Consider the following 26,654-nt stretch of genomic DNA (forward strand, 5'->3'; position numbering starts at 1 on the left):
ATTAGATCGAACTAAAATAAAGAATTATTAGTTAATAAGGTTTTTTATCTAGATGTAATAACTGTTTTTCAGGTTGATTTGCAAATAGCTATCACTGAGTGATTTGTTGTTTTTGATAAAAATCAAGTTTAGTTGCTTGTTTTCCTTAAGGCTGAAAAGTTTAAAGCTAGGTGGCGCGATTATTAAAACTGTTCTAAAAAGCACGTTTATTTAATCTAATTGTTATTTTTGTTACCTATGCAACGTTCCACAAAATCTTATACTTTAGAAGAAGCCACCAGAAAAATGGAGCATTATTGCGCATACCAAGAGCGTAGTCATTATGAGGTTAGGCAAAAGCTAATTAGTATGAATATGATTCCTGAAGTTATCGATGTGGTTGCCGTACACCTTATAGAACATAACTTCCTTAACGAAGAACGATTTGCAATGGCTTTTGCACGCGGAAAGTTCCGTATTAAGCGTTGGGGTAGAGTGCGCATATCCATGGAACTCAAGAAAAAGCAGATTAGTAAAGTAAATATAAATAGAGCACTTTTAGAAATTGAAAATGAGGATTATATCGAGACCTTCAATGAGTTAGCTGAAAAAAAAGTAGAAACTTTAAAAGAGAGCGACGTTTACAAAAAGCGTAAAAAGTTTGTAGATTATTTTCTATATCGTGGTTGGGAGTCTCATTTGGTTTACGAGAAAGCACACGAAATCATTAAATAAAAACATAAAAAAAAGCTGATAGAAAATTATTTCTATCAGCTTTTTTTATAAAAGTGATCCTCAAAAAAGTAAGGAAAACTAAATATTATAAGTTAAATACCATACCTAAATTAACCGTAAATTGGTTGTGTAAAGTTTCTGCAGCTGTTAAAGTTCCAGATTTATATTTAGCGAAAGGCGCGTTAAATTCTGTGTAAACACCAAAGCCATCAGAGAAAAAATAACGAGCACCTAAGTGACCACCAAAGTTTTTAAGTCCAAGACTTAAACCAGGATAAACATCAAAGTTTTCATCAACATTAATAACATTACCAAGGTTAGCATTAAAACGAGCTCTTAAGTCAAAACGTGTATCAAAAGCATCATCCAAAATAACATCGTCAACGCTTAAAAGGTATGAAGTAGAAAAACCAATAGAAATGTTTTCCCCCACACCAAAATCGTAACTTAAATTAAGTCCAGTTCCGTTATCTTGTAAGTTAGCACCAACTTGGAATTTATTATCACCTTTACCTTCAAATGCTTGCGAATGTGCAAACGATACGCTAAGTACAACTAATACTAATAAAATTAAATTTTTATTCATGATTTGAGTTTTATTTAAGTCGGCAAAGATATTACAACTTTTTTAAAATCAAAGGTTTAATTTATAAATGCTTGTTTGTACGTAGTATGGCCTGTTCGTTTTTCCAGTCAATCCATTTTTGCCCTTTAATTCTACGCATTAAATTATCGTAATTACGCATAATAAATACATTGTAAATCGCTTTGCCAAAGTGTTTTGGGGTTCTGGCAATAGCACGCAAACTCATAGAAAAACCAGGAGTTATGTAGCGCATATAGTGCCAATAACCTTCGGGCATATAGAGTACTTCGCCATGGTTAAGTTCCGTTTTGTAACCATTTGCTTTTTTTAACGCAGGCCATTTTTCAAAATCCGGACTATTAAAGTCAATATCCTCGCGAGTAATTAAAGCATGCGGCACTTTGTATAAAAACTTATTCTGCTTTTGGTCAAACAAAATACACTGCTTTTTGCCCTCAAAATGAAAGTGAAAGATGTTGGCCAAATCAATATCATAATGCATAAACGTATGCGAGTTCTCACCGCCAAAAAACAACATCGGTATACCTTTCATTAAACGTAAACCAAAATCAGGAAACGTAAAGTCTTTTTGTAGTACAGGAATCTCCTTTAAGGCATTCCACAAGAAAATCCTGAATTTAGTGGGCTCGCGCTTCAATAAATCAATATAATCGGCAAGTTTCATTTTGGCATGTGGCTCGTTAAAACCATCCTTAAAATCCACAGGTCTATCATCGTAAAGTGGCACGGTAATATCACCACCCACTTGCTTCATGTACTCCAAACTCCATTTAGAATACGCAGGCCAGTCATCGATAAAATGCTCGATAACCACAGGCTTTTGCGGTGTAAAATAGTGTTTTATAAAATCCGATTTCGTAATATGTTTTACGCGCGGAATATCCTGTAAGTTCAACGTCAAAGCTTGTTTGTATTCGGGGTCAAAGTTAACAAAACGTTACCGATTTAAAAATACTAATTTGGGCGTTACCTAAAAAGGGTCGCGCTTTCACTACTCGCTCCTCCTAAGGTCGGGAGCTTAAACAGGCCGTTCAATCGCTAACGCAAAAGAAAACCCGTCTCGTTTTTCTAGAACGAGACGGGTTTTAAAAATATTAAATAGCAACAAACGTTGCGTGGTTGAGGTTAAAATTAAAGTGTGCCCCTTTTAGCTTGTTCACGCTCAATAGATTCAAAAAGCGCTTTAAAATTACCAGCACCAAAGCCTTTAGCGCCCATACGCTGTATGATTTCAAAAAATAAGGTCGGTCTATCTTCCACGGGTTTTGTAAAAATTTGAAGCAAATACCCTTCTTCGTCAGCATCAATCATGATACCAAGTTTTTTTAGGCCTTCAATATCTTCACGAAGTTCATGGCTGTAAGCTTCTAGCCTTCCTGGTACGGCTCTATAATATTCCTCTGGCGGAATCGATAAAAATTCCACACCATTAGCTTTTAGTTGGCTTACTGTTTTTATAATATCATCTGTGGCAACGGCAATGTGTTGCACGCCTGCGCCTTCATAAAAATCTAGATATTCTTCAATTTGCGAGCGTTTTTTACCTTCCGCAGGTTCGTTTATCGGGAATTTTATACGGCCATTACCGTTACTCATTACCTTACTCATTAAGGCCGAATATTCGGTATGGATTTGCTTGTCATCAAACGATAAAAAGTTTACAAAGCCCATAACATCTTCGTAGAATTTAACCCAAGTATCCATTTGGTTCCAGCCTACATTGCCCACCATGTGGTCTATGTATTTAAGACCGGCAGGTTTTGGGTTGTAGTCAGAATTCCATGCCTTAAACCCTGGTAAAAAAGTACCGTTATAATTTTTGCGTTCTACAAACATGTGCACCGTTTCACCGTAAGTATAAATACCGGCTCTAACAACTTCGCCATGTTCGTCGGTTTCAACGGTTGGCTCCATATACGATTTTGCTCCTCGACTGGTAGTTTCTTGGTAAGCTTTTCGAGCATCTTCTACCCAAAGAGCAACTACTTTAACGCCATCGCCATGTTTAACAATGTGTTCGTTTATTAGCGATTTACTGTTTAAAGGTGTGGTTAGAACCAGTTTGATTTTATCTTGGGTAAGCACGTAGCTTACGGAATCTGTAGATCCGGTTTCTAAACCTTTATAAGCATGCGATTGAAAACCGAATGCTGTTTTATAAAAATGAGCTGATTGTTTCGCGTTACCAACGTAGAATTCTACATAATCGGTACCAAGAAGTGGTAAAAAATCTTGTGCGCCTTCAAATATTTTTTCTAATCCGTAGTTTACTGATTCTATATCTTTACTCATGATATCTTATTTATTAGTTGTGGATTTGTGTTTTATTCACCGCTATCGGTGGGTTCTATGAGCTCTTCAACCTCTATGCTGTCTATAGTAGTTTCAGATTCGTAGTATTCGGTATCACTAAAAATAGTATCCGATTCATATTCGTAAATTTCCTCTGTCTCGAAGTTGTCAAAGTTTTTAAATTCATCAAAAACACCTGTAGACCACATGGTGCCGTAGAATATAAGTGCACCTATAAACATAAGCACTATAATACCGTTAAAAACAATGGCAATTATGTTTAGCACGCGTGCCGTTGAGACGTTACTTCTAGTTTGTGGTGTATAGACATCTGGATTGTTGCCAAATTCTTTTAAACTTCTATTGGCGCTCATTAAACCAATAATGGCTATTATTAATGGGATAATGGCAAAAATGCCATAACAACAACAGCCTGCAAAACCTAATACTAAGGCTACAATGCCCAATACTAGGGAACTTGGATCGGCTGGTAATTTACTGTAATTCATAGTAGTGTATCCATGATAAAACTTCTGGTTTAGAAGGTGCTCAAACTGGAGATTTGAGTGTTTTTGGGTTAAGCCTTTTGTTGGCGGTTTGGTTAGCCCTGATTGCAGCGGCATCCTTTTTACAAATCTTGAAATTTACTATACTTTGCGTTTGCTAAATTTTAATGACAGTAACATCACTTAAATATTTTCAAAATAGCTTTGTAAAAAGATATAGCGGAAAGCAGGATTAGCTTCTTATTATTTTATTCTAACCAGGATTTATAATAGTTTTCGTCGGCAATTTTCATGGCTTCTTCGGTTAGCATCAGCGGTTTAAAAGTATCTACCATTACGGCGAGTTCGTTGGTTTTAGTTTTACCTATGCTGCGTTCCGTGGCTCCTGGGTGCGGACCGTGTGGAATACCTGCAGGGTGCAGAGAAATATGACCTTGATCGATATCGTTACGACTCATAAAATCGCCGTCTACGTAATACAAAACTTCATCGGAATCGATGTTGCTATGGTTGTATGGCGCCGGAATAGATTGCGGATGGTAGTCGTAAAGTCGCGGCACAAAACTGCATATTACAAAGGCATCGGTTTCAAAAGTTTGGTGCACCGGTGGCGGTTGATGTATGCGACCTGTTATGGGTTCGAAATCGTGAATGGAAAAGGCGTACGGATAGTTGTAACCGTCGTAACCCACAACATCAAAAGGATGAGAGGTGTAGACCATTTCTATAATATCGTCTTGTTTTTTTACTTTTATTAAAAAGTCTCCATTTTCGTTATGGGTTTCTAATTCTGCCGGACGGCGAATATCACGTTCGCAAAATGGAGCGTGTTCTAAAAGTTGCCCAAACCAATTGCGGTAACGTTTTGGTGTGTAAATTGGACGGCGCGATTCTACTATAAAAAGCCTATTGTCTTCGGTGTCGAAATCTATTTTATAAATAATGCCACGCGGAATTAAAAGGTAATCACCGTATTTAAAATCGAGATTTCCTAGGAGTGTGCGTAGTTTTCCAGTGCCTTTATGCACAAAAATAAGCTCGTCGGCATCGGTGTTTTTATAAAAATAGTTTTCTGTAGATTGTTTTGGTGCTGCTAGAATAATGGCGCAATCGCTATTTATTAAAACGGTTTTACGGCTTTCTAAATAATCGTTCTCTGGTTTTACTTGAAAGCCTTTTAATCTATAAGATTTTATATTGTTTTTTAATGCAATTTTTGGAGCAACACTGTATTGGTTTTTTATGGCTTTTACTTGTGTTGGTCGTTGTTCGTGGTAACTATTGGTTGCCATACCATCGAAACCAATAGTGCCAAAAAGTTGTTCGGCGTACAAACTGCCGTCCGGTTTTCTAAATTGTGTGTGTCGTTTAGGAGGAATGTTTCCTAGTTTATGATAAATAGGCATACTTTTTAGAATTATAAATTAATAATTAAATGTTTTAAAGCGTGTGGCTTTAAACTTTAAAAAAGTGATTTAAATATACAATAATGCCTGCTTATTCAGGATTTCTCTTGATAAGAAAATTAAGGTGCTGAAGTAAATTTACCCAAAACAGTGTCATATTACTACAAATATCGTAAAATTTTAAATTATAATTCGATAAATAGAATTTATTTTGAATAAATCGTAATCGTTGATTTAGAACCAAAAACCTAAATTAAAGAACCAGATGCTTTGGCCTAACTCGGGGGCATAGCTGTATTTTACTTGTAGAGGGCCTATTAGGGTTTCCATGGCGTAACCTAAGCCGTAACCGCGATTGTCTGGAAGTGAGAACCATTCGCCGGAGTCGAAAATATCGTCGTCTATGTTGGCCCAGTTGCCTTCTAGCGTAATGTGATGTTTTTTGAAAATTTCGTAATCGGCAATAAAAGATGCTTTTACATAACTATTCCCCGTAAGGGAAATAAAATCGTGACCAATAAATGGTATAAAGTTGTTTATTAGGTTGTTACCGTATCCTCCAAGGGCAAAATCTAAGGTTTTAGTCGATTTGTTACCGGTTTTAAAACCACCACTTGTTTTTATATTGAATGCTAAATTGTGTGATGCGCTAAAGGCATAGCCTATATCTGCTTTGGCAATCGAAAAGTTTTCGAAATCCTTATTGAAGTTGGAAGCAAATAAGTAAGTGTGTAAATCGCCATTAAAATACACGCCTTTTTTAGGGAAATATTTATTATCGTAGGTGTCTAGTTTTAAGTTTCCAAAAACACTTAGATAATCCGTTTTTTCGAATACATATTCCTCATCTGGACTATCTGTTAAAAAAGTTTCTGAGCTTAACTCTAAACGCTTGTGTTCTGCTCCTATACTGAATGCAAAATCTTTTCTAAACAGTGTTTGTAGATAAAATTGATTGGTTTGATCGTCTAGTTCTGTACCTATTTTATTTAATCCGGTGGCATCTATTTCGCTATCTTCTAGCAGTAGACTAGCACTTACGTTTTTATTAAACGTATTGAAACTAGAGCGGAAACCAACACTCCAATAAAAACCTTTGTCTATTAAGTAATCGAAATTGTAACGCACATTATCGCCTAATATAAAATCGAAAGAAGCGATATCATTTTTAAATAATAATCGTTTTTTAGTGATGTTTACTAGAATGGCACTTTTGTATAAATCATCAAAATGGATTCCTAGTTTTAAAAATGTGGTGTTTTGGGTTTCGGTTAAATGCGTCTCTAAATCGTAAGTTTCAGAAGCTCCTGTACGTTTTAATTTATATTGAAAAGAGTCGAAGTTATTGGTAGCTACTAAGTTGTTGACGCCTTTAATGAAATCTGTATAGCTTATTTTTTCGCTCTGTTTTAATTTCAGTTTACCTAAAACATAGGCGCGCGTGTAGTTGTTATTGCCTTTTACCGATAAGTTGTTTATGGTAATACTATCTGGCACTCTTTCTTTAAGTTTTTGTTCTTTTTCTCTAAGAGGTAGATTTTTAAAATCTTCTAGGTTTGCTAATGTGGCTATTTTTCCACTTTCAATAATTTCTCGACCTTCATTAAAAGATACCACGTTGTATTCTTTAATATTTGGTTTTATGTAAATATCGGTAAGCTTGGCTTTTAATTTCATGTCGCTTACCGTTCTGAAATTATTTATTTGAAGCAAAACATCGGGAGCCGAGGTGAGTTCTTTACGATTTAAAAGATCGTCTTGTACATCTACACCAATAATTTTATCCATGCCTTTAGCACGTAATTCTCCAATAGGGTAGTTGTTAATTACACCACCATCTACAAGTACATCGCCATTAATTATAACTGGCTGGTAAAGTGATGGAAGCGCGCTACTCGCCATAATAGATTGTGTTAAATCGCCCGATTCTAAAACCACCTGGTTACCCGTTTCTACGTTTGTGCCAATACAAAAAAACGGAATAGGTAATTTGCTAAAATCGCTAGTTTCGTTTATAGATAGCGTTAAGGTTGAAAATAAATTATAAGTGTTTTGACCACGAGAAAGTGCTGATGGTAATTTAATTTTAAAATCGTCGAAGGGTAATTTTACCGCATATCTTTCGGCGTTATCACGTTCGTAAAAGGCTTTAGAAGCTCTTGGTAAATCGTCGTTTATAAGTTTATCAAAATCTACTTGATGAAAAATGGAGTCTAACTGTTTGCCCGAATATCCCGATGCGTAAAGCCCGCCAATTACAGCACCCATGCTTGTGCCTGCAATATAATCTATCTTAATGCCTAAGCTGTCTATAACTTTTAAAACACCAATGTGTGCAAGTCCTTTTGCGCCACCACCACTTAATACCAAGCCTACTTTTGGAGTCTTTTTTTCTGTTTTGTTTTGCGCTTTCGCGGAAAAGCCAACGAACAGAATTAGGAGTAATATGGCGGTTTTTTTTATCAATGTTTTTATTTTAACGAGTCTATGTTTGGTAATAATATTTTACTGATAACTGGTTTGTGGTTTAAGTCTCCTTTTCGTGATAAAAGGTGTAAATTTTTGAGGCTCGAGATACGCCAACAACATCTTCTAACTCATCTAGTTTAGCATTTGCTACACGTTTTGCCGATTTAAAATGTTTTAATAATTCTACAATAGTTTTATCGCCAATACCCGGAATGGTTTCAAGCTCGGTATTTAAAGCCGATTTACTACGTTTATTACGGTGATGCTCAATACCAAAACGGTGGGCTTCATTTCGTAATTGCTGAATTATCTTTAGAGTTTCACTTTTTTTATCTAAATATAAGGGAATTGGATCGTCTGGATAGAATAATTCTTCTAAACGTTTTGCAATTCCTATAATAGCAATAGTATTTCGTAAGCCTAATGCGTCTAAACTTTTTAATGCTGAAGATAGTTGTCCTTTTCCACCATCTATTATTATTAGTTGTGGTAAAGGTTGTTCTTCTTCAACTAAACGTTTGTAACGACGGTATACAACCTCTTCCATAGAAGCAAAATCGTCTGGGCCAACTACGGTTTTTATATTAAAATTTCGATAATCCTTTTTGCTAGGCTTACCATTTTTAAATACAACGCAAGCGGCTACAGGGTTTGTTCCTTGTATGTTCGAGTTATCGAAACATTCAATGTGGCGAGGTTCTTCAGAAAGACGTAAGTCGGCTTTCATTTGTGCCATAACTCTGTTGGCATGCCTGTCTGGATCTACTATTTTTATTTGTTTAAAACGCTCCATTCGGAAATACTTAGCATTCCGAAGTGATAGATCTAAAATGTGTTTTTTATCGCCTAATTGGGGTACTGTAACTTTTAAGTTTTCGCCTATATTAACTTTAAAGGGCACGTAAATTTCTTTAGAATTAAAATCGAAACGTTGTCTAATTTCGGTAATTGCGAGTTCTAGTAATTCTTGGTCGGTTTCGTCTAGCTTCTTTTTAATTTCTAAAGTATGCGAGCGAATTATAGAACCGTAGGATAGCTGTAAAAAATTGATATAACCATAGCCTTCGTCACTCATTATAGAGAACACATCTACATTACTAATTTTTGGATTTACAATGGTAGATTTAGCTTGATAGTTTTCTAAAACCTGAATTTTCTCCTTCATTTTATGTGCTTCTTCAAACTGCATGTTATCGGCTAGATCACGCATTTGCTGTTTAAACTGCTGTAAGGAGTCTTTGAAGTTTCCTTTTAAAATTTCTTTTATCGCTACTATGTTTTTGTTGTATTGCGCTTCGGTTTCGCGGTTTTCACAAGGGCCTTTGCAGTTGCCTAAATGATATTCTAAACAGACTTTATACTTGCCAGAATTTACTTTTTCTTGAGATAGGTTAAAGTTACAGGTGCGTAAACTGTAAAGACCTTTTATTAAATCTAAAAGTGTGTAAACGGTTTTGCCGCTGGTGTATGGTCCAAAATAATCGCTGCCGTCTTTAAAAACACGTCGTGTGGAAAACACTCGTGGGAAACGTTCGTTTTTTATGCAAATCCATGGGTACGATTTATCATCTTTTAATAAAACATTGTATCGTGGTTTATACTTTTTTATCAGGTTGTTCTCCAGTAAAAGCGCATCGGTTTCGGTATCGACCACAATGTGCTTTATGTTGGCTATTTTTTTGACCAACACGCGGGTTTTACCGTTATCGTGGGTTTTAGTGAAATAGGAGGTAACCCTTTTTTTAAGGTTTTTGGCTTTGCCAACGTAAATTATGGTATCATCTTTATCAAAATATTGATAAACACCAGGTTGATTTGGTAGGGTCTTTAATTGTATGTCTAAATCAGGGGTATCCATTGTTTCAAAGGTAATTATTTTATTGATGTTTTTTAGATAGTAATCTCACGAATTTATACGAATAGATGTTATAACTTATGCCTGTTAATTTATAGGTAGAAATTATTTTTTAAAAATGTTTTTTGAATTAACTAATTGTATACTTTCGCCACTTTTAAAAATGCTTCTAGTTTGCTAGGATGTGTTTTTTTTATTGACGAAAATTGATGTTTGCAGATGAGCTTGCGTTAGGGATTGTAGCATTGTTGGAGCTCTTTTTGTGTGGTTGCACATATGCAACACAAAAAAGCGACTGCGGAAAGCCCGACCCTTGTGGTAACGCCCAAAGAAATAATTAAAAAATGAGTAAAAAGATTTTAGGTAGAACCGATGTTTTAAATTTTCCGGCATTAGGTTTGTTTAATATTGATGTGAAAATGGATACCGGTGCTTATACGTCGGCAATACATTGTACGGAAATAATTGAAGAAAATAATGTGCTAAAATGTGGTTTTAGTAGTGATGTACATCAAAATTTTGGTGATACGGAAATTGTGTTCACTGAATTTTCACGAACTAATGTGAAAAGTAGTAACGGTTTTAAGGAAAATAGATATAAAGTAAAATCTGATGTGGTAATCTTTGGTAAAACATACAAGATTAACTTAACTTTAAGCACGAGAAGCGATATGAAATATCCGGTGTTGATTGGAAGACAATTTTTAAAACAAAAATTTTTGATCGATGTGGATTTGGAACAAGTTTCTTTTAAAATGAAAAAACAATAACAATGAACATAGTAATTTTATCGCGTAATGCGGAACTGTATTCGACTGATCGCTTGGTGGAAGAAGGAAAAAAAAGAGGTCATAAAATCGAGGTTATAGACCCGTTGAAGTGTGACCTTATTATTGAAAAGGAAAATCCAACGATTTTTTATAAAGATCGATATTTAGACTATGTTGATGCTATTATACCTAGAATTGGAACTTCGGTTACCTTTTTTGGTTGTGCTGTAGTGCGTCAGTTTGAAATGATGGGCGTTTTTACTACCGTAACATCGGATGCGATTATTCGTTCTCGTGATAAATTGCGTAGTTTCCAGCGTTTATCTAAAGCAGGAATTGGTATGCCTAAAACGGTATTTACTAATTATTCTCGTGATGTAGAGCGTGTTATTAAACATGTTGGAGGAACACCGGTTATTATTAAGCTTTTGGAAGGTACTCAAGGTTTAGGCGTGGTTTTAGCTGAAACTAAAAATGCTGCAGAATCTGTTTTAGAGGCTTTTAATGGTTTACAGGCTCGTGCGTTGGTACAAGAATATATATCGGAAGCTAAAGGTGCAGATTTACGTGCTTTAGTTGTAGATGGCCAAGTGGTTGGTGCTATGAAACGCCAAGGTAAAGAGGGAGAGTTTAGATCTAATTTACACCGTGGCGGATCGGCTGAAATTGTAAAGCTTAATCACGATGAGTTAAAGGTGGCTATGAATGCAGCTACGGCCTTAAAACTGCCTGTTTGTGGAGTAGATATGTTACAATCGGAACGTGGTCCATTACTGTTAGAGGTGAATTCTACGCCTGGTTTAGAGGGTATTGAAGCTGCTACTGGACGAAATATTGCAAAAAATATTATTGTTTATATTGAAAAAAACACGAAATAAATGCCAGAATTACGCAACAACATTTTAACTATTTTAGGTGAAGATATAGGTCCGGGAGAGAGTAGAGAGGTTAATTTTGATGTAGCTAATTTACATACCTCAACACCTGTAAATGTACCGGTTATAATTTCGCGTGCTAAAAAACCTGGTCCAATTGTGCTTTTTACGGCTGGAATTCATGGTGACGAAGTAAATGGTGTTGAAATTGTTAGACAACTTATTGCTAAAGGGATCAATAAACCGAAAATAGGAACCATAATTTGTATTCCGGTTATTAATGTTTTTGGGTTTATAAACTTAAAACGAGAATTTCCTGATGGTCGCGATTTAAACCGTGTATTCCCTGGAAGTCCAACGGGATCGTTAGCGGGGCGTGTAGCCTTTAAATTGGTGAATGAAATTTTGCCACACGTCGATATTATTTTGGATTTTCATACGGGTGGTTCTGGTCGATTTAACGCACCGCAACTGCGTTACACAAAGGAAGATGTTGAGCTTAATAACTTAGCGAAGGCCTTTGGGGCTCCTTTTGTTTTGTATTCTAAAAATTTATCGAAATCTTTTAGAACGACTTGTTATAAATTAGGGAAGCCTTTGTTGCTTTTTGAAGGTGGAAAATCTAACCATATCGATGATGCCGTAACAAGTTCTGGAGTAAATGGATCTAAACGTGTATTGAAATATTTAGGGATGCTTGGTGTTAATTTTAAAAGTGCAGCGCCTAGAAAAAGCACCATTTTTATAGATGATAGTAAATGGCAAAGGGCTAAGTTTTCAGGGATGTTTAAAGCTTCTGTAGCTATTGGGTCTTATGTGGACAAGCGTGATGTATTGGGTAATATTATGGATCCTTACGGGAAGTTTGACTATGTTGTGAAAGCGCCAAACTCTGGATATATTATTAATGTAAATGAATCTCCTATTGTATATCAGGGTGATGCTTTGTTTCACATCTCTACAACCTTGAAACATTAAGTTTTGATAATATGATTTTAGTATGACTAAAAATGAATTACGAAAAACATATAAAAATCTTAGAAACGATCTATCTGTAAATCAAATAGACGATTTTAGTTTAGCTATTGCTAATCAGCTTTTAAAATTGCCTGTTTGGAATGCTTCTTTCTATCATGTTTTTCTAGCTATCGAAGAACATAAGGAAGTAAACACCGATTATATTCTGAATATTTTATCGGGAAAGGATAAAAACATTTTAATTTCTAAAAGCGATTTTAAAACTGGTGGTATGCAGCATTTTTTGTTAACCGATAACACGGTTATTAAAAAAAACAACTACAATATTCCTGAACCTGTTGATGGTATCGAGATTTTAGATGACAAGGTTGAAGTAGTGTTTATTCCGCTTTTAGCTTTTGATACACTTGGTAATCGTGTTGGTTATGGTAAAGGTTTTTACGATCGGTTTTTAACCAAATGTAAACCTGAAACTATTAAAATAGGCTTGTCTTTTTTTGAAGCTTCCGCCGAAATTACCGATGTTTATGAAAGTGATGTGCGCCTAGATTATTGCGTAACACCAGAGCGTGTTTATGAGTTTTAGTAAAAAATAAACTTAATCTTTGCTGAACGCTTTTTTATTGAATACAATAAGCATTAGAAAACCTGTACTTATAGCCATATCGGCTACGTTAAAAACAGGTTCAAAGAAATTAAAGCGTTGTCCGCCATATAAAGGCAGCCATTCTGGTAAATTTACTTGAAATAAGGGGAAATAAAGCATGTCTACCACCTTGCCATGTAATAAGCTGTCATATCCACCTGTTTCTGGTAAAAACGTCGCTACTTGGTTCATGCTGTCTTCAAATAAAACACCATAAAATACTGAATCTATAATATTACCTAAAGCACCAGCAAAAATTAAAGCAATAGCTGTAATTAATATTTTAGAACTTTGCTTTTTAGTAGCATCTACAAGCCAATAACCAATACCGAAAATAGCAAAAACTCTAAATAAGGTTAAAGCGATTTTTGCAGACCTATCGTCTATAAAAGAAGCGAAATCACTAATTTTTGTGCCCCAAGCCATTCCATCGTTTTCTATAAAATATATTTTGAACCAACTAAAGACCTCAACATTATCGTGAAGTGCGAAATTGGTTTTGATGTATATTTTACTAATCTGATCGATTAATAATAGGATAACGATAAGTAGGATAGATTTTTTTAAAGACATATTTAAAACTAAAAAACGCCTCATAAAAGCATGAGACGTTTCAAATATAAAATTTTAATTACTATTGTTGCATGTTTTTAGCCTCGATACTTAATGTAGCATGTGGCACAAGCTCTAAACGTTTTTTGTTTATCAGTTTCCCTGTAACTCTACAGATACCGTAAGTTTTATTTTCAATACGGATTAAAGCATTTTTTAAATCGCGTATAAATTTTTCTTGACGGATAGCCAATTGTGAGTTAGATTCCTTACTCATTACAGCACTACCTTCATCGAAGGCTTTAAATTGTGGCGATGTATCTTCAGTTCCATTGCTATGGTCGTTCATATACGCACTTTGTATAAGTGCTAAATCGTGTTGTGCTTTTTTTATTTTTTCGGCTATTAGCACTTTAAACTCTGCTAAATCAGCATCCGAATATCTTACAGTATTTTCTGCCATAGTTTTAGTTTTTTTGGATAGACAATCTGGTATTTACTTCATCAAAAGCAATTTCTATACCATCTTCTAATTTATCAATAATTTTTAATTCGTTAGTTAGTGTTTCAGACTTAATATACGCAAGGTTTGCTTCTACAGCCTTTACAATATTTTCGTCTTTTTGAAAAGTAACATCTATACGATCGGTTACTTCAAAACCTGAATCTTTTCGTAAATTTTGTATACGATTGATTAACTCTCTCGCAATACCTTCTTTACGTAATTCTTCAGAAATGGTTACATCTAAAGCTACCGTTAAAGCACCGTCGTTTGCAACTAGCCACCCTTCGATATCTTGAGATGTTATTTCGACATCTGTACGTTCTAAGGTAATATTTTTTCCATTCACTTCGACTTCCAAAATACCATTTTGCTCAATGTTTTTTATATCACTAGCAGTGAAGTTATTAACTAATTGCGCAACAGCCTTCATGTCTTTTCCAAAACGAGGGCCAAGAACTTTAAAGTTTGGTTTTATTTGTTTTACTAAAATATCCGAAGCGTCCTCTAAAACTTCAATTTCTTTTACATTAACCTCAGATTTTATAAGGTCTGCAACTGCTAATATTTCATTCTTTTGAGATTCACTATTAATAGGAATCATTATTTTTTGTAGCGGTTGTCTTACTTTTATTTTTTCTTTTGCACGTAATGAAAGCACTAATGATGAAATAATTTGAGCGCTTTCCATCTTGTTCTCTAAAGACTTATCAACAAAATTCTCGTCGAATACTGGGAAGTTTGATAGGTGTACACTCTCAAAAGATTCTTTTTTGGTTACTGAATTTAAATCTAAGTATAATTTATCCATAAAGAACGGTGCAATTGGTGCGCCTAATTTCGCAATAGTTTCCATACAGGTGTAAAGTGTTTGGTATGCCGAAATTTTATCTTGTTGGTAATCTCCTTTCCAGTAACGTCTTCTACTTAAGCGCACAAACCAGTTACTTACGTAATCTTGTGTGAAATCGGAAATAGCTCTGGCTGCTTTTGTAGGCTCGTAATCTGCATAAAAAGCATCTACTTTCTGAATTAAAGTGTGTAATTCTGAAAGAATCCATCTGTCAATTTCTGGACGTTCGTTTAAAGGAATATCGGCTTCGCTATAGTTGAAATTATCAAGATTAGCATAAAGCTGAAAGAAAGAGTAGGTGTTGTAAAGTGTTCCGAAGAATTTACGTTTTACTTCTTCTATACCTTCTAAATCGAATTTTAAATTGTCCCATGGATTTGCATTAGCAATCATGTACCAACGCGTAGCATCGGCACCATATTTTCCTAAAGTTTCAAATGGATCTACGGCGTTACCTAAACGTTTAGACATTTTTTGACCGTTTTTGTCTAATACCAATCCGTTAGAGACTACATTTTTATAGGCTACAGAATCGAAAACCATAGTAGCTATAGCGTGAAGCGTATAAAACCATCCACGAGTTTGATCGACACCTTCTGCTATAAAATCTGCTGGGAACGATTTATTTTCGTCAATTTTTTCTTTATTTTCAAAAGGGTAGTGCCATTGTGCATATGGCATAGAGCCAGAATCGAACCAAACATCAATTAAATCGCTTTCACGTTTCATTGGTTGTCCGTTTGCTGAAACTAAAGTAATTTCATCAACTATATTTTTATGTAAATCTATTTTCGCGTAGTTTTCTTCGGAATTGTTTCCAACTTCAAACTCTTCAAAAATATCTTTAGCTAGCACACCTGCTGTAACTGCTTTTTGCATTTCTGCTTTTAGTTCTCCAACAGAACCTATGCAGATTTCCTCTTTACCATCTTCAGTTCTCCAAATTGGTAACGGAATTCCCCAGTAACGTGAGCGAGATAAATTCCAGTCGTTTGCATTTGCTAACCAGTTTCCAAAACGGCCTGTTCCGGTTGCTTTTGGTTTCCAGTTAATACCTGTGTTTAACTCGTGCATGCGGCCTTTAATATCGGTTACCTTAATAAACCAAGAATCTAATGGGTAATATAGAATTGGTTTATCGGTACGCCAGCAATGTGGGTAACTGTGCTTATATTTTTCAACCTTAAAGGCTTTGTTTTCTTCTTTTAATTTAATCGCTAATTCAACGTCTATAGAGCGTTCTGGAGCTTCACCATCGTTATAGTATTCGTTTTTAACATATTTACCACCAAACTCTTGCATCTCTGGTCTAAAACGACCTTGCAAATCTACTAGTGGTACTAAGTTGTCGTTTTCATCTTTCACCAACATTGGAGGAATTTCTGGTACGGCTTGCTTTGCAACCAAGGCATCGTCTGCACCAAAGGTTGGAGCTGTATGTACAATCCCGGTTCCGTCTTCTGTGGTTACAAAATCTCCAGCAATAACTCTAAAAGCATTTTCTGGATTATCGTTCGGTAAGGCGTATGGTAATAATTGTTCGTATTTAATACCAACAAGGTCTTTACCTATAAATTCTTTTACAACGAAATATGGTATTTTTTTATCACCATCTTTATATTCTAAAAGTGCTGATTTTTCTTCAACGCGTTTAAATTTTCCATCAAATTGTTTGTTAACTAAAGCTTTTGCCAAAATAACATTCATAGGTTTGAATGTGTATTGGTTATAAGTTTCAACTAAAACGTAATCTATTTTTGGACCAACTGTTAACGCTGTATTAGACGGTAAAGTCCAAGGTGTTGTAGTCCATGCTGTAAAATGTATATCGCCTTCGTTTTGTAAAAAATCTGGCAAGGTGCTTTCTACTGCTTTAAACTGAGCAACAATGGTTGTATCTGTTACATCTTGGTAAGCTCCAGGTTGGTTAACTTCGTGCGAACTTAAACCTGTACCTGCTTTTGGCGAGTAAGGCTGAATGGTATAGCCTTTATACATTAAGTTTTTAGTGTATATTTCTTTTAATAGCCACCAAACTGTTTCCATGTATTTAGGTTCATAAGTAACGTATGGATCGTCCATATCTACCCAATAACCCATTTTTTGAGTGAGGTCGTTCCAAACATCTGTATAGCGCATTACTGCTTTTCTACAGGCTGCATTATAATCTTCTACAGAAATAGTTTTACCAATATCTTCTTTGGTAATTCCTAATTCTTTTTCTACACCTAATTCAATAGGTAAACCGTGTGTGTCCCAACCAGCTTTACGCTTAACTTGGTAGCCTTTCATGGTTTTATATCGTGGAAAAATATCTTTAATAGCACGTGCTAAAACATGGTGTACACCAGGTAATCCGTTTGCTGAAGGTGGCCCTTCAAAAAACACGAAAGGTTTTTTGCCTTCTCTTGTGGTTACACTTTTTTCAAATATGTTATTTTCTTGCCAATAGTTTAAGATCTGGTCTGCAACATTTGGTAAGTCAAGTCCTTTGTATTCAGGAAATTTAGCGCTCATGTATCATCAATTCTAGTAAGGTTGCGAATTTAAGGAATAATACTTAAAACATTAATTTTTTGAAATAAAAAAAGACCACTAGAGCTGTGGTCTTTTTAAAATTTGTGTATGTATTTAATTTTTAGTTGATTACTATCTTTTTAGTAAGTACTTCATTTGTGTCTGTTCTTAAACATACAACATAGGTTCCGGTTGCTAAATTATTAAATTGAATACCGTTGCTTAATTCAGATGACGATACGTTTTGTTGTTCTAACACCGATTGTCCTCTCATGTTTACTAAGGTTAATTTAGTAACGTCGCTGTTTAATTTTTTAACGTAGAATGTGTTCACCTTGTTTTGGAAATACATAAAGTTTTCGGTAGCTGTAACTTCTTCGCTGCTTAAGGTTTGTGCTTCATCTTGAAATACAATTTCGAATCTTTTATTAAAGATACCTTGTGCAGATGTGAAATTGTAGGCAGCCTCTTGTGTTAAATCGAAATAGATTCCGAGTAGATTATCACGTAAGTACACATTTTGATCTTCATTTAAATTAATTTCTTCAGAGATTTTAATTTCAAAAGCATTATCTCCAGACGATCTAAAATTTAGGGGTACCACTTTGTCTTCTGTGATTTCTCCGTAAGCTTGTAAATTCATGTTTTTACCATCTAGATCAAGATTTAAATCGTTGTTGTTGGTGTCGTCAGATTCAGCATCGTAACCATAATCATAAGCATCTGTGGTTTCTTCGCTAAAGCCAAGTAAAAGTTCTCGTTTAGCTTCAGGTCCAGATATAGAATTGAATTCTAGTCTTATTTTTTGCATACTATTTTCTTCGGAAGCAGTATCGGTTGTTGCGTAGTTTTTTGTTTGAACGCCTCTAAAGAAAGTAGAGCCATTAGTATCCGTTCCATCGGCATCGGCTTCTTTAATAAAAATACGTTGGCTGTTATTAAATTCCACTTTACCTGTTGCTGTAATTTCGGTAATAAATCCTTGTCCAACTGGTAAATATCTTGTTGGTAAAAGTGTGCCGACTTCGCCACCTATTGTTCCTCCTTCAATTGTTCCTGAAAACTGGCGTGCTCTAGTTGATCCAAGTTTGTTTACTTGAGCATAACCACCATTATAGTCTCTTAAGTTATGGGAGCTCCCGCTCCATTGTTGCCATACTTGTAATGTTCCATCAATTAAACCTTGATTGTCATCTATGAATTTATGGATATCAAGTGCAGATGGGTAGGGATTTCCTAAAAGGTATTCTGTTTTAGATGCATTCGCTACAGATCCTTCGCCTCCTTTATCTATAACATCAATTAAAATTGTACCGTTGTTTGGTTTTCCTTCAAAAATATATTCTTGATTTTCTTCTGGTGTTCCGGTTCCTTTTTGTGTGTACCCTATACCTGCTTGAATCGGAGTTGATATTGAAAGTTTTGCCCAATCCCAATAGGTTAATCCATTAATAAAAGTGTATAGCCAATACGTGCTAATACTCCCTGAGCCACTATAACTCGAGGTGAATCTGCCTTCTAGTCCAGGATTGAATTTAATCATGTCTAAGTTAAAGGCTGAATTATTACTGTTGTTTTCTGAGGCATTATTATTGGTTAAAGGTGTGATGCCCGTAGCGCCTACAGGAGAAGACCAATAGTTGTACCAGTATACATTAGATGTTCCTTCTTGCCTCCTTAATATTCTACCGTTTTCTGATGTTACTAAATCACTAATTTCGGTTTGTATTAATTGGGAATCATTCATTAAATCTAATGCTCCATTTAATTCTAGGTACCAATTGTTTTTTACAAGATTATCGCCATTTATAGTTAATGTTTTGTCTGTGTCAATTATTAACCCAAGATTTTCAGTTGAAAGGTTTCCTTCAATATTGTGTTCAATTTTTATAATACTCCACGGACTATTTCCGTTGGTATCTGTTATATCCCAAACATCACCGTGTAGCCAGTTTGTTTCGTTGGTCCAATCTCCATCACTATTTGTAACAAAAGGCATTGGAGCTGTTTGCTCGAGTATTGTTGAAATGTTATGTAATGTTAAATCGTGACCGCTTGCTGAGTAATCTGTTACAGTATTTGTAGCGTAATAGATATCCGTCATAGGGTAATATCCATGTAAACTTGACCAGGGTACTGTTGATAAATTAGGGTCTTCAATGTTTTTTGGTATAACACTACCGCGTATAACACCGGTGTTTTCTTCTATTTCTTGATAAACCATTTGCTGCACTTGTACATCACTTAATGCTGTGTTGAATACACGAACCTCGTCTATGTCTCCATTAAAATGATTGAAAGCACTAGTATTGGTAGGGTGTCTACCTATTGTAAAATTTCTTGTAGAATAAATATGTGAAGTACCATTATAATTTTTAGTTATTAATTCTGAATTTAATTTTGAATTTGTTGTTGTGCCAACTAATTCTCCATTTAAATAAAGTTTAATAGATTGATTGCTTGAGTCAAACACTCCAGCTACGTGATACCATAGGTTATTTTCTAACTTAACACCTGAAGATGGATCTGGTTGTACTTGGATATTATTTGGATAGTTTGATGATGCCGTGACCTCACCTTGCATAGTTACCAAAAAGGCTGGCGTACGGCCGTTAGTTATAAAAATTCGCATATTTTCTTGCCCAGCAATACTATAAGAATTAGGTAAATTGCCATCATTATCATGATCAATTTTTATCCAACCCATTATTGTGCCGTTTTCCCAGTTAGTTATAAATGGTGTACCATCTAAATAATCATCTGCACCATCAAAATCGATAGAAGCCTTGCTTACAAAGTTATAAATGGAAATATCAGCAGAAGGGCTATCAGGAGTAATATTATCATCTGTTTGATCTTGATAATTAAATGCTGTATTTGTTATAGCTGTAGCCATGGTATTTATGTCATCGGCCATTACTTCTAATTCAATAGTTTCTTTGTCTCCGCTATTTAAAGTGCCTATTGTCCAGGTGTTACCACTCCAAGTTCCTACAGAAGGATTCGAGTTTATTAAGGTTAATCCGCTAGGGATGTTGTCTTCAACTCTTAAGTTGGTAACTGGGTTTAAACCTGAATTTTCTACTTCAATTGTAAATATTGCTGTTTCACCTTCAATAATTTGATTTTTATCAACTGTTTTTGTTAGTACAACATCTGGGTTGCAATAGTATGCCGAAAGTGGTTGAGAATCATAAGTACATCCACCTTTAACAACTCTTACATAATAATCTGCAGATGTTGTTGGTGAATAGGTTGCGTGTGTTGCTCCTGCTATTAAAGCTCCATCTTCAAACCATTGGTAAGAATCGAATGTTTCATCTATAACTTCTACTATAGCTCCTGGCAAACAGCCTCCACCTGCAACTTGTAAAGTTACTTCGGGAACAGTATCAAATCCAGAAAAATATCCAGCAATACCACGCGCGCCATTGTACCCTAAATATCCAACAGCAATAGGACCAGAAGATTGAACAGAAATATCTCCTGTAAGACCCGAGATGTAAAATGTTTTCCAGTCCGAAGAACCTGCTACAGCTTTTGCTGCAGGAAGTGTAACTGCTGTAGTACCATCTTTAATTGTAATATTCGAGTCTGCTGTAGTGGTAGAGGCTATTATAAAAACTCCACCATTAGCAGTAACTCCTGATATATCCTTTATATTAGGAATAAAATCCATGGTGTCTGGTAATAAGCAGCTTACTGGTGCTACGAAATTAAGACTTACGGTATGAATACCTGTATCTCCAGAAATCACTTGATAAGCATAAGAATCTTTAGAAGTGGTAATTAACATGTTGTCGCCAACTGAATTTCCTGAAAAATATGAGCTAGGTATTTCTGCATATTCACCTTCATCTATATTCGCGAACGGTGTTGTATTACCGTTAACATAGATGTTTGTATTTGCTTGAGTCCCTATAATAATCACAAACTCATTCGAGCTGCCTCCGCGACCTCTTACAAAAACATAATCTTTACCTAACTTATCTTCTGGAACGGGCTGGTCGGCTCCGGCATCTCTACTGGCGCTAGAAGGGCTTACTCCGAAATTTAACATACCATTACTGATAGCAATGTCTTTGTCTGAATTTATTGAAGCGCCTATCCAACCATCTACGTTTGCTGATGCAGCATCTTTGGCAGCTTCTAAAACATAAGATTGCCCTTTCTGCAAGGTGATATTGATTGTATTGGCTGTAAGTCCATCTAAGTCACCTTGAAGCCTAAATTCGCAATTAGGATTATAACCTGAGATAGTAATATTGGTGTCATCTTCTGAGGCCATAATACCTAAGGTAGCACTCATTGTATTGTGGTTAGCCTCAATAGGTGCGCCTCCCCATTTAAATTTTTGTCCTAAAGCAGCTCTTCCTTTTGTTGTTATTGAAGCTGCTTGAGATCCAGATCTACCTCTATAGTTTACATAAAAATTATCACCAGAAGGGGCTTCAAACCTCAAGCCTGAGGTGCTCAAAACAACACCAGTATTGTCATTGTTCACTAACGTAATATTGTTGTCTCCATCACTTAAAGCATAAGTTACTGGAGTTGCTTTAGATAGAGAAAAGCTGGTTAAAGCAGTTGTGCTTGTACCTTGATAAACATTTACCGTAAAATCATTTACAGTTGGTGTTGATAGATAGATGGTTTGTTGCTGTATAGCTTGGTTGTTAGCATCTTGTTTTAATGGAGGCAGGAAATGCAAGTCGCTTAACTGGGCATTTGCCATATTGAAAAAAATAAAACAAAAAAACAGAATGAATTTAAACTTGAAATTATTGAGGCGCATTGTTTAATTAATTTGAGAGATTATATTATAAGGAGAAAAAGCGTATTAAAGCTAATTTGTATAAATGTTGTGAATTATTGAATAATGAAAAATAAGTATTTCTATTCCTGAAGTTTTCAATTGGTACCTTAGTGATTTCTTGTGCTTAAATTGAGCGAGGCTAAATTAAGAGCATGGAATAACTTTAAAAATGTATAAAATGTGCGTGTTAAGCAAAGTGCTATAACAAGGTACAGGTTGGTGTAATTTATACTCATAGAATAAAACTTTAATTAGTTTGGGACTATTAAATTTTTCTCTATAACTATTTTTTTTCGATTAATGGATAGATTAAAATGTATTTACGAGGGAGGTAAACGTACATCAATTTAAATTTTATTTCGGTGTTTAAGGCTAAAATCAGATTTAAATTGGTGGTAATATTAATACTTTTTATCGTTAAAACAACTAAAAAATTCGTTTAAAAGCATTTTTTTTGTAATTAATGCTTAAAAAATCGTTAAAATACATCTTAGTGATATATTTTTTTTATTTTCTAAACGAGTTTTAGTAAGTCGAACTGTGCTAAGGGAACAAAATTCAATTATTTCACGTAATTTGTTATACAAAATTACACAAATCATTGTCTGATTATAACGGGAATCGTTCAGGTAGTGAGCTTGTATCGCTCAATTGCAGTTTTCTGTAGATTAATGGTTTTAGGTTAAGCTTGATACCAAATCTTCAATTTTAGAAATTAATTGAATTTTAATGTTAGTGTCTCTCAATGAAATCTTATTGTATTTAGATACAAAAATGGTTGAAAACCCAAGTTTTTCAGCTTCTAGAATACGTTGTTCTACACGTTGAACAGGACGAATTTCTCCAGATAATCCAACCTCTGCAGCAAAACAATAATTAGCAGGCAAAGCTTCATCTTCATTTGAAGATAAAATAGCGGCAACAACAGCTAAATCTATAGCGGGATCATCAACATTTATGCCTCCTGTAATATTTAAAAAGACATCTTTTGCGCCTAGTCTAAATCCTGCGCGTTTTTCTAAAACAGCTAATAACATGTTTAGGCGTTTAGCATTAAAACCAGTGGCACTACGTTGTGGTGTGCCATATACAGCTGTGCTAACTAAGGCTTGAACTTCTATCATTAAAGGGCGCATGCCTTCTAAGGTTGCGGCAATGGCATTGCCCGAAAGTTCTTCGTCTTTTTTTGAAATTAAAATTTCACTAGGGTTAGAGACTTCTCTTAATCCTGAGCCTAACATTTCATAAATACCAAGTTCGTGGGTTGAGCCAAAACGGTTTTTTTGTGCACGTAAAATTCTAAACACATGGTTGCGGTCGCCTTCAAATTGTAGCACGGTATCTACCATATGCTCTAGTATTTTTGGTCCTGCAATATTCCCATCTTTAGTAATGTGTCCAATTAAAATTACTGGTGTATTTGTTTCTTTTGCGAATTTAATAAGTTCGGTTGTGCATTCTTTTACTTGAGAGATACTTCCGCTTGATGATTCTATATAATCGGAATGTAGCGTTTGTATCGAATCTATAATAACGATGTCTGGTTCTAAGGCTTCAATTTGCTTAAAAATATTTTGCGTTTTGGTTTCTGTTAGAATGTAACAGCTTTCGTTATTTGGGTTAATGCGTTCAGCACGCATTTTTATTTGTTTTTGGCTTTCTTCACCAGAAACATATAGTGTTCTGTATGGTAGTTTTAGTGATATTTGAAGAAGCAATGTGCTTTTGCCAATACCGGGTTCTCCTCCTAAAAGTGTTAGAGATCCTGGTACAATACCGCCTCCTAAAACGCGATTAAATTCAGCATCTGAGGTGTCTAATCGAGCTTCTTTAGATGAGTCGATTTCTTTTAATCGTAAAGGTTTAGAAACTCTTTTAGCGCTATTGGTTGGGGTTTTCCAATCGCTTTTTTCTGGTTTCTGTATAACCTCTTCAACTATGGTGTTCCAATTTTTACAAGCATTACATTGTCCTTGCCATTTAGCGTATTGCGTGCCGCAGTTTTGGCAAAAAAAAGTGGTTTTTACTTTAGCCATTTTTCAAATTTGGAATTTAGTATTGTGTTTAGGTTTTAGTAACCGAAATCTTCTTTAATTAAGTTTGCTTTCTCTAGCATTTCATCCTTAGTAAGTCCTGCAATTTCTTTTAAGGTATAAGCTGATTGGTAGGTACGCATAGCTTTTTTAGGTTCGCCAGTTTCTTCGTAAAAACGCGCCATGTAATACGTGCCTAAAAGGGTTTCAGGATATGCTTTTCGGGCTAATTTACCTAACGCTTCGTAGTATTCGTAAAGTTCGTTTTTTTCAATGGCTGCCGAGATTGCTTTAAAATCATTAATTAGAATTTTTTTATCAATTCCGAATAAATCATTAATGCTTTCATATTTTTCTTGAAGATATAAAACAGGTGAAATTTGTAATTCAAGTATTGTTTCTTTGTATTCCTTTTTTGATATGGGTTGAAAAACATGAAATATCTTTTCAATCGCATTTGGAATGGCGTGTGTTGGTACAGAATAATGAGATGGCCCTTCAAAGCTATCAAAATTATACACTACGTTTTTATTATCTAGTGCGGCAATGTCTGTGTTTAAAGTATTAGTCATTTTCTTAACAGAAGATCCATTGTTGTCTGTGTTGGCTAAATAGTAGAATATTTTAGATTCTGCTTTAGATAAACCTTCGGGAATATAATCTAACATACCTGGCGCTAATTCTGGACTAATAGCTATATAGCCTTGAAATAATGGTTGAGGTTTTAGTAAGTAGTAGTTTATTAAGTTTGCTGTTTGACCATGGCCAACTGCTACTCTAAAGTTTACTGTTCTAAACGTTTTTTCTATATAAGGAACAAGCTCTTGACCTATAAATTCAAAAAAGGCAGCTCCAGTTTCAACGGGTAACGAGTTTTGTTCAGAATATAAACAATCATCATATCTTGTATCCATTTGGTTTACGCCAACTACAATAGATTCAGGCATGTCTTCCCAGTAGGAGTAGTAGTCTACATTTCCGGCAACGGCTTCAAATAAGTAATCGCCATCTAAAACTATAAAAATAGGGTAACTTTTATCTTGGTTAGAATCGTAACCACGTGGTAGTTGAATTTTTATTTGTCGGGTTTCTCCTAGTTTAGAAGATTCGAAAGTTTCATATTTTACTTGGGCTTCAATGTTTATAAAAGTAAGGCTAAACAGAAAAACGAAAAGGATGAGTTTCTTCATTTTAAAAAACGATTTGAGATTTAATTATGGCAAGGTATGAAATAAGCGATTAGAATTCAAAAAAGAAAAGTGTTGTACTTTGTAAAACTAAACCTTAATTTGTTGATTGTTCTTGTTTTGCCGTTTTGTTCCTGTTATAAATTGGTAAATAAATAAGTGATAAACCACCAAAAAGAATAATCATTAATGTTTGAGATGCCCACATAATCCAGCCAAAAGCGATACTTGGTTCTTCTGCGATACCGAAAATTGAAAAGGCAGCAAAAATGGCCAATGGGTAAGAGCCAATTCCACCATTTGTTGCGGCAATACTAAAGCTAGCTGATATGAAGCCTATTAAGATTGCTCCAGCAGAAATACCGTGTAATTCTGTTATAGAAAAAGAGGTGACGTAGAACATGAGTAGGTACATACCCCAAATGAAAAGAGTGTGAAAAATGAATGCCCATTTTTTCTTCATTTTAAAAATACTTAACGCACCTTCAATAAGTCCGTTAGCGAAATTTTTAATTTTTAAAGCGAGTTTTGAATTACTTTGTTTTATTAATCTTAGAAATAGTAGGCCAAGTAAAATACATACAACAAGAGCAATTCCAATTTTTACAGGATTAAACTTTTCAACTAAAAAACCATAAATAAAATCGAATTGTAGAAAAAGCGTAATCGCAATAATACCAAGCATAACGAGCATATCTGCAATGCGTTCGGCAACAATGGTTCCGAAGCCTTTTTCGAAGGGTACTCCCTCATAGTTTGTTAATATAGAAGCTCGGGCAACTTCACCAGCACGAGGTATGGTGTAGTTTATTAAGTAGGTCGCAAAAACAGCCATAAGGCTATTACCGAATTTTATTTTGTAACCCATAGGCTCTAGCATAAAAATCCAGCGGTAAGAACGTGATAAATGACTTAAAAGTCCTAAAAAAACACCTAAAATAATATAGGTGTAATCGGCATTTTGGGCATATTCAATAACCTTGCTAATAGATACTTTGGACAGTGAATACCAAACCAAAAAAACTCCCAATAATAATGGGAGTGTAATTTTAAGTATATTTTTTGCTTGTTTATTCAAA

General features: G+C 35.0%; 19 protein-coding genes. 5 read left to right on the plus strand and 14 right to left on the minus strand.

From position 1 onward, the window contains the following. Positions 1-237: 237 nt before the first annotated feature. Complete coding sequence (locus tag GQR98_RS07070) at positions 238-714, plus strand: regulatory protein RecX (protein WP_159018902.1); 477 nt, start codon at positions 238-240, stop codon at positions 712-714. Between the two features lie 85 nt (positions 715-799). Here GQR98_RS07070 and GQR98_RS07075 read toward each other — a convergent pair whose 3' ends face one another. The 7 genes from GQR98_RS07075 to uvrC all read right to left on the minus strand — a co-directional run bounded on the left by GQR98_RS07075 (position 800) and on the right by uvrC (position 9,852). Further along, entirely contained in the window at positions 800-1,300 is a 501-nt protein-coding gene (locus GQR98_RS07075; RefSeq protein WP_159018903.1) for a DUF6646 family protein, read from the minus strand. A gap of 61 nt (positions 1,301-1,361) precedes the next feature. Then, a complete protein-coding gene (locus GQR98_RS07080) occupies positions 1,362-2,222 on the minus strand; it encodes a cupin-like domain-containing protein (RefSeq protein WP_159018904.1) in 861 nt (286 codons plus the stop codon). Between the two features lie 230 nt (positions 2,223-2,452). Continuing rightward, positions 2,453-3,613: a 4-hydroxyphenylpyruvate dioxygenase gene (gene hppD / locus GQR98_RS07085; RefSeq protein ID WP_159018905.1), complete on the minus strand. Its 1,161-nt coding sequence runs from the start codon at positions 3,611-3,613 to the stop codon at positions 2,453-2,455. A gap of 32 nt (positions 3,614-3,645) precedes the next feature. Then, on the minus strand, positions 3,646-4,122 hold the full coding sequence (locus GQR98_RS07090; protein WP_074937464.1) for a CCC motif membrane protein: 477 nt from the start codon (positions 4,120-4,122) through the stop codon (positions 3,646-3,648). A gap of 245 nt (positions 4,123-4,367) precedes the next feature. Next, positions 4,368-5,525 carry a homogentisate 1,2-dioxygenase gene (locus GQR98_RS07095; RefSeq protein ID WP_159018906.1) on the minus strand — a complete coding sequence of 386 codons (1,158 nt, stop codon included), beginning with the start codon at positions 5,523-5,525 and terminating at the stop codon, positions 4,368-4,370. A 234-nt stretch (positions 5,526-5,759) separates the two neighbouring features. Next, a complete protein-coding gene (locus GQR98_RS07100) occupies positions 5,760-7,988 on the minus strand; it encodes a patatin-like phospholipase family protein (protein WP_233268107.1) in 2,229 nt (742 codons plus the stop codon). Between the two features lie 64 nt (positions 7,989-8,052). Further along, on the minus strand, positions 8,053-9,852 hold the full coding sequence (gene uvrC, locus GQR98_RS07105) for an excinuclease ABC subunit UvrC (RefSeq protein WP_159018907.1): 1,800 nt from the start codon (positions 9,850-9,852) through the stop codon (positions 8,053-8,055). Between the two features lie 341 nt (positions 9,853-10,193). Between uvrC and GQR98_RS07110 the strand changes: the two genes are divergently transcribed. From GQR98_RS07110 to GQR98_RS07125, 4 genes are read left to right on the plus strand one after another with little or no spacing between them, the layout of a single operon-like run. Further along, complete coding sequence (locus GQR98_RS07110) at positions 10,194-10,619, plus strand: ATP-dependent zinc protease (RefSeq protein ID WP_159018908.1); 426 nt, start codon at positions 10,194-10,196, stop codon at positions 10,617-10,619. 2 nt (positions 10,620-10,621) lie between these two features. Then, positions 10,622-11,497 (plus strand): 30S ribosomal protein S6--L-glutamate ligase, encoded by an 876-nt coding sequence (gene rimK, locus GQR98_RS07115; protein WP_159018909.1) that lies wholly within the window; start codon positions 10,622-10,624, stop codon positions 11,495-11,497. Further along, entirely contained in the window at positions 11,498-12,472 is a 975-nt protein-coding gene (locus GQR98_RS07120; RefSeq protein ID WP_159018910.1) for a succinylglutamate desuccinylase/aspartoacylase family protein, read from the plus strand. Positions 12,473-12,494: 22 nt separating this feature from the next. Then, the gene (locus GQR98_RS07125; RefSeq protein ID WP_159018911.1) at positions 12,495-13,058 is read left to right on the plus strand and encodes a 5-formyltetrahydrofolate cyclo-ligase; all 564 of its coding nucleotides are present in this window, start codon (positions 12,495-12,497) and stop codon (positions 13,056-13,058) included. 12 nt (positions 13,059-13,070) lie between these two features. Here GQR98_RS07125 and GQR98_RS07130 read toward each other — a convergent pair whose 3' ends face one another. The 7 genes from GQR98_RS07130 to GQR98_RS07160 form a co-directional block, all read right to left on the minus strand. Then, the gene (locus tag GQR98_RS07130) at positions 13,071-13,691 is read right to left on the minus strand and encodes a lipoprotein signal peptidase (RefSeq protein ID WP_159018912.1); all 621 of its coding nucleotides are present in this window, start codon (positions 13,689-13,691) and stop codon (positions 13,071-13,073) included. A 61-nt stretch (positions 13,692-13,752) separates the two neighbouring features. Next, complete coding sequence (locus GQR98_RS07135; RefSeq protein ID WP_159018913.1) at positions 13,753-14,133, minus strand: TraR/DksA family transcriptional regulator; 381 nt, start codon at positions 14,131-14,133, stop codon at positions 13,753-13,755. Between the two features lie 4 nt (positions 14,134-14,137). Next, positions 14,138-17,542, minus strand: coding sequence for an isoleucine--tRNA ligase (gene ileS, locus GQR98_RS07140; RefSeq protein ID WP_159018914.1), 3,405 nt, complete (start codon positions 17,540-17,542; stop codon positions 14,138-14,140). Between the two features lie 121 nt (positions 17,543-17,663). After that, a complete protein-coding gene (locus GQR98_RS07145) occupies positions 17,664-22,274 on the minus strand; it encodes a LamG-like jellyroll fold domain-containing protein (protein ID WP_233268092.1) in 4,611 nt (1,536 codons plus the stop codon). A gap of 758 nt (positions 22,275-23,032) precedes the next feature. Continuing rightward, positions 23,033-24,391, minus strand: coding sequence for a DNA repair protein RadA (gene radA / locus GQR98_RS07150; protein ID WP_159018916.1), 1,359 nt, complete (start codon positions 24,389-24,391; stop codon positions 23,033-23,035). Between the two features lie 35 nt (positions 24,392-24,426). Next, on the minus strand, positions 24,427-25,578 hold the full coding sequence (locus tag GQR98_RS07155; protein WP_159018917.1) for an alpha/beta hydrolase: 1,152 nt from the start codon (positions 25,576-25,578) through the stop codon (positions 24,427-24,429). Between the two features lie 94 nt (positions 25,579-25,672). Further along, complete coding sequence (locus GQR98_RS07160; protein WP_159018918.1) at positions 25,673-26,653, minus strand: lysylphosphatidylglycerol synthase transmembrane domain-containing protein; 981 nt, start codon at positions 26,651-26,653, stop codon at positions 25,673-25,675. Position 26,654: the final 1 nt, after the last annotated feature.

The organism is Algibacter sp. L3A6 (assembly GCF_009796825.1).
GTDB lineage: Bacteria > Bacteroidota > Bacteroidia > Flavobacteriales > Flavobacteriaceae > Algibacter.

Coding starts and splice junctions, on each gene's coding strand:
- GQR98_RS07120 (WP_159018910.1), top strand. CDS start 11,498: ATGCCAGAATTACGCAACAACATTTTAACTATTTTAGGTGAAGATATA.
- GQR98_RS07125 (WP_159018911.1), top strand. CDS start 12,495: ATGACTAAAAATGAATTACGAAAAACATATAAAAATCTTAGAAACGAT.
- GQR98_RS07075 (WP_159018903.1), bottom strand. CDS start 1,300: ATGAATAAAAATTTAATTTTATTAGTATTAGTTGTACTTAGCGTATCG.
- GQR98_RS07135 (WP_159018913.1), bottom strand. CDS start 14,133: ATGGCAGAAAATACTGTAAGATATTCGGATGCTGATTTAGCAGAGTTT.
- ileS (WP_159018914.1), bottom strand. CDS start 17,542: ATGAGCGCTAAATTTCCTGAATACAAAGGACTTGACTTACCAAATGTT.
- GQR98_RS07145 (WP_233268092.1), bottom strand. CDS start 22,274: ATGGCAAATGCCCAGTTAAGCGACTTGCATTTCCTGCCTCCATTAAAA.
- GQR98_RS07110 (WP_159018908.1), top strand. CDS start 10,194: ATGAGTAAAAAGATTTTAGGTAGAACCGATGTTTTAAATTTTCCGGCA.
- hppD (WP_159018905.1), bottom strand. CDS start 3,613: ATGAGTAAAGATATAGAATCAGTAAACTACGGATTAGAAAAAATATTT.
- uvrC (WP_159018907.1), bottom strand. CDS start 9,852: ATGGATACCCCTGATTTAGACATACAATTAAAGACCCTACCAAATCAA.
- GQR98_RS07090 (WP_074937464.1), bottom strand. CDS start 4,122: ATGAATTACAGTAAATTACCAGCCGATCCAAGTTCCCTAGTATTGGGC.
- GQR98_RS07130 (WP_159018912.1), bottom strand. CDS start 13,691: ATGTCTTTAAAAAAATCTATCCTACTTATCGTTATCCTATTATTAATC.
- GQR98_RS07155 (WP_159018917.1), bottom strand. CDS start 25,578: ATGAAGAAACTCATCCTTTTCGTTTTTCTGTTTAGCCTTACTTTTATA.
- radA (WP_159018916.1), bottom strand. CDS start 24,391: ATGGCTAAAGTAAAAACCACTTTTTTTTGCCAAAACTGCGGCACGCAA.
- rimK (WP_159018909.1), top strand. CDS start 10,622: ATGAACATAGTAATTTTATCGCGTAATGCGGAACTGTATTCGACTGAT.
- GQR98_RS07070 (WP_159018902.1), top strand. CDS start 238: ATGCAACGTTCCACAAAATCTTATACTTTAGAAGAAGCCACCAGAAAA.
- GQR98_RS07095 (WP_159018906.1), bottom strand. CDS start 5,525: ATGCCTATTTATCATAAACTAGGAAACATTCCTCCTAAACGACACACA.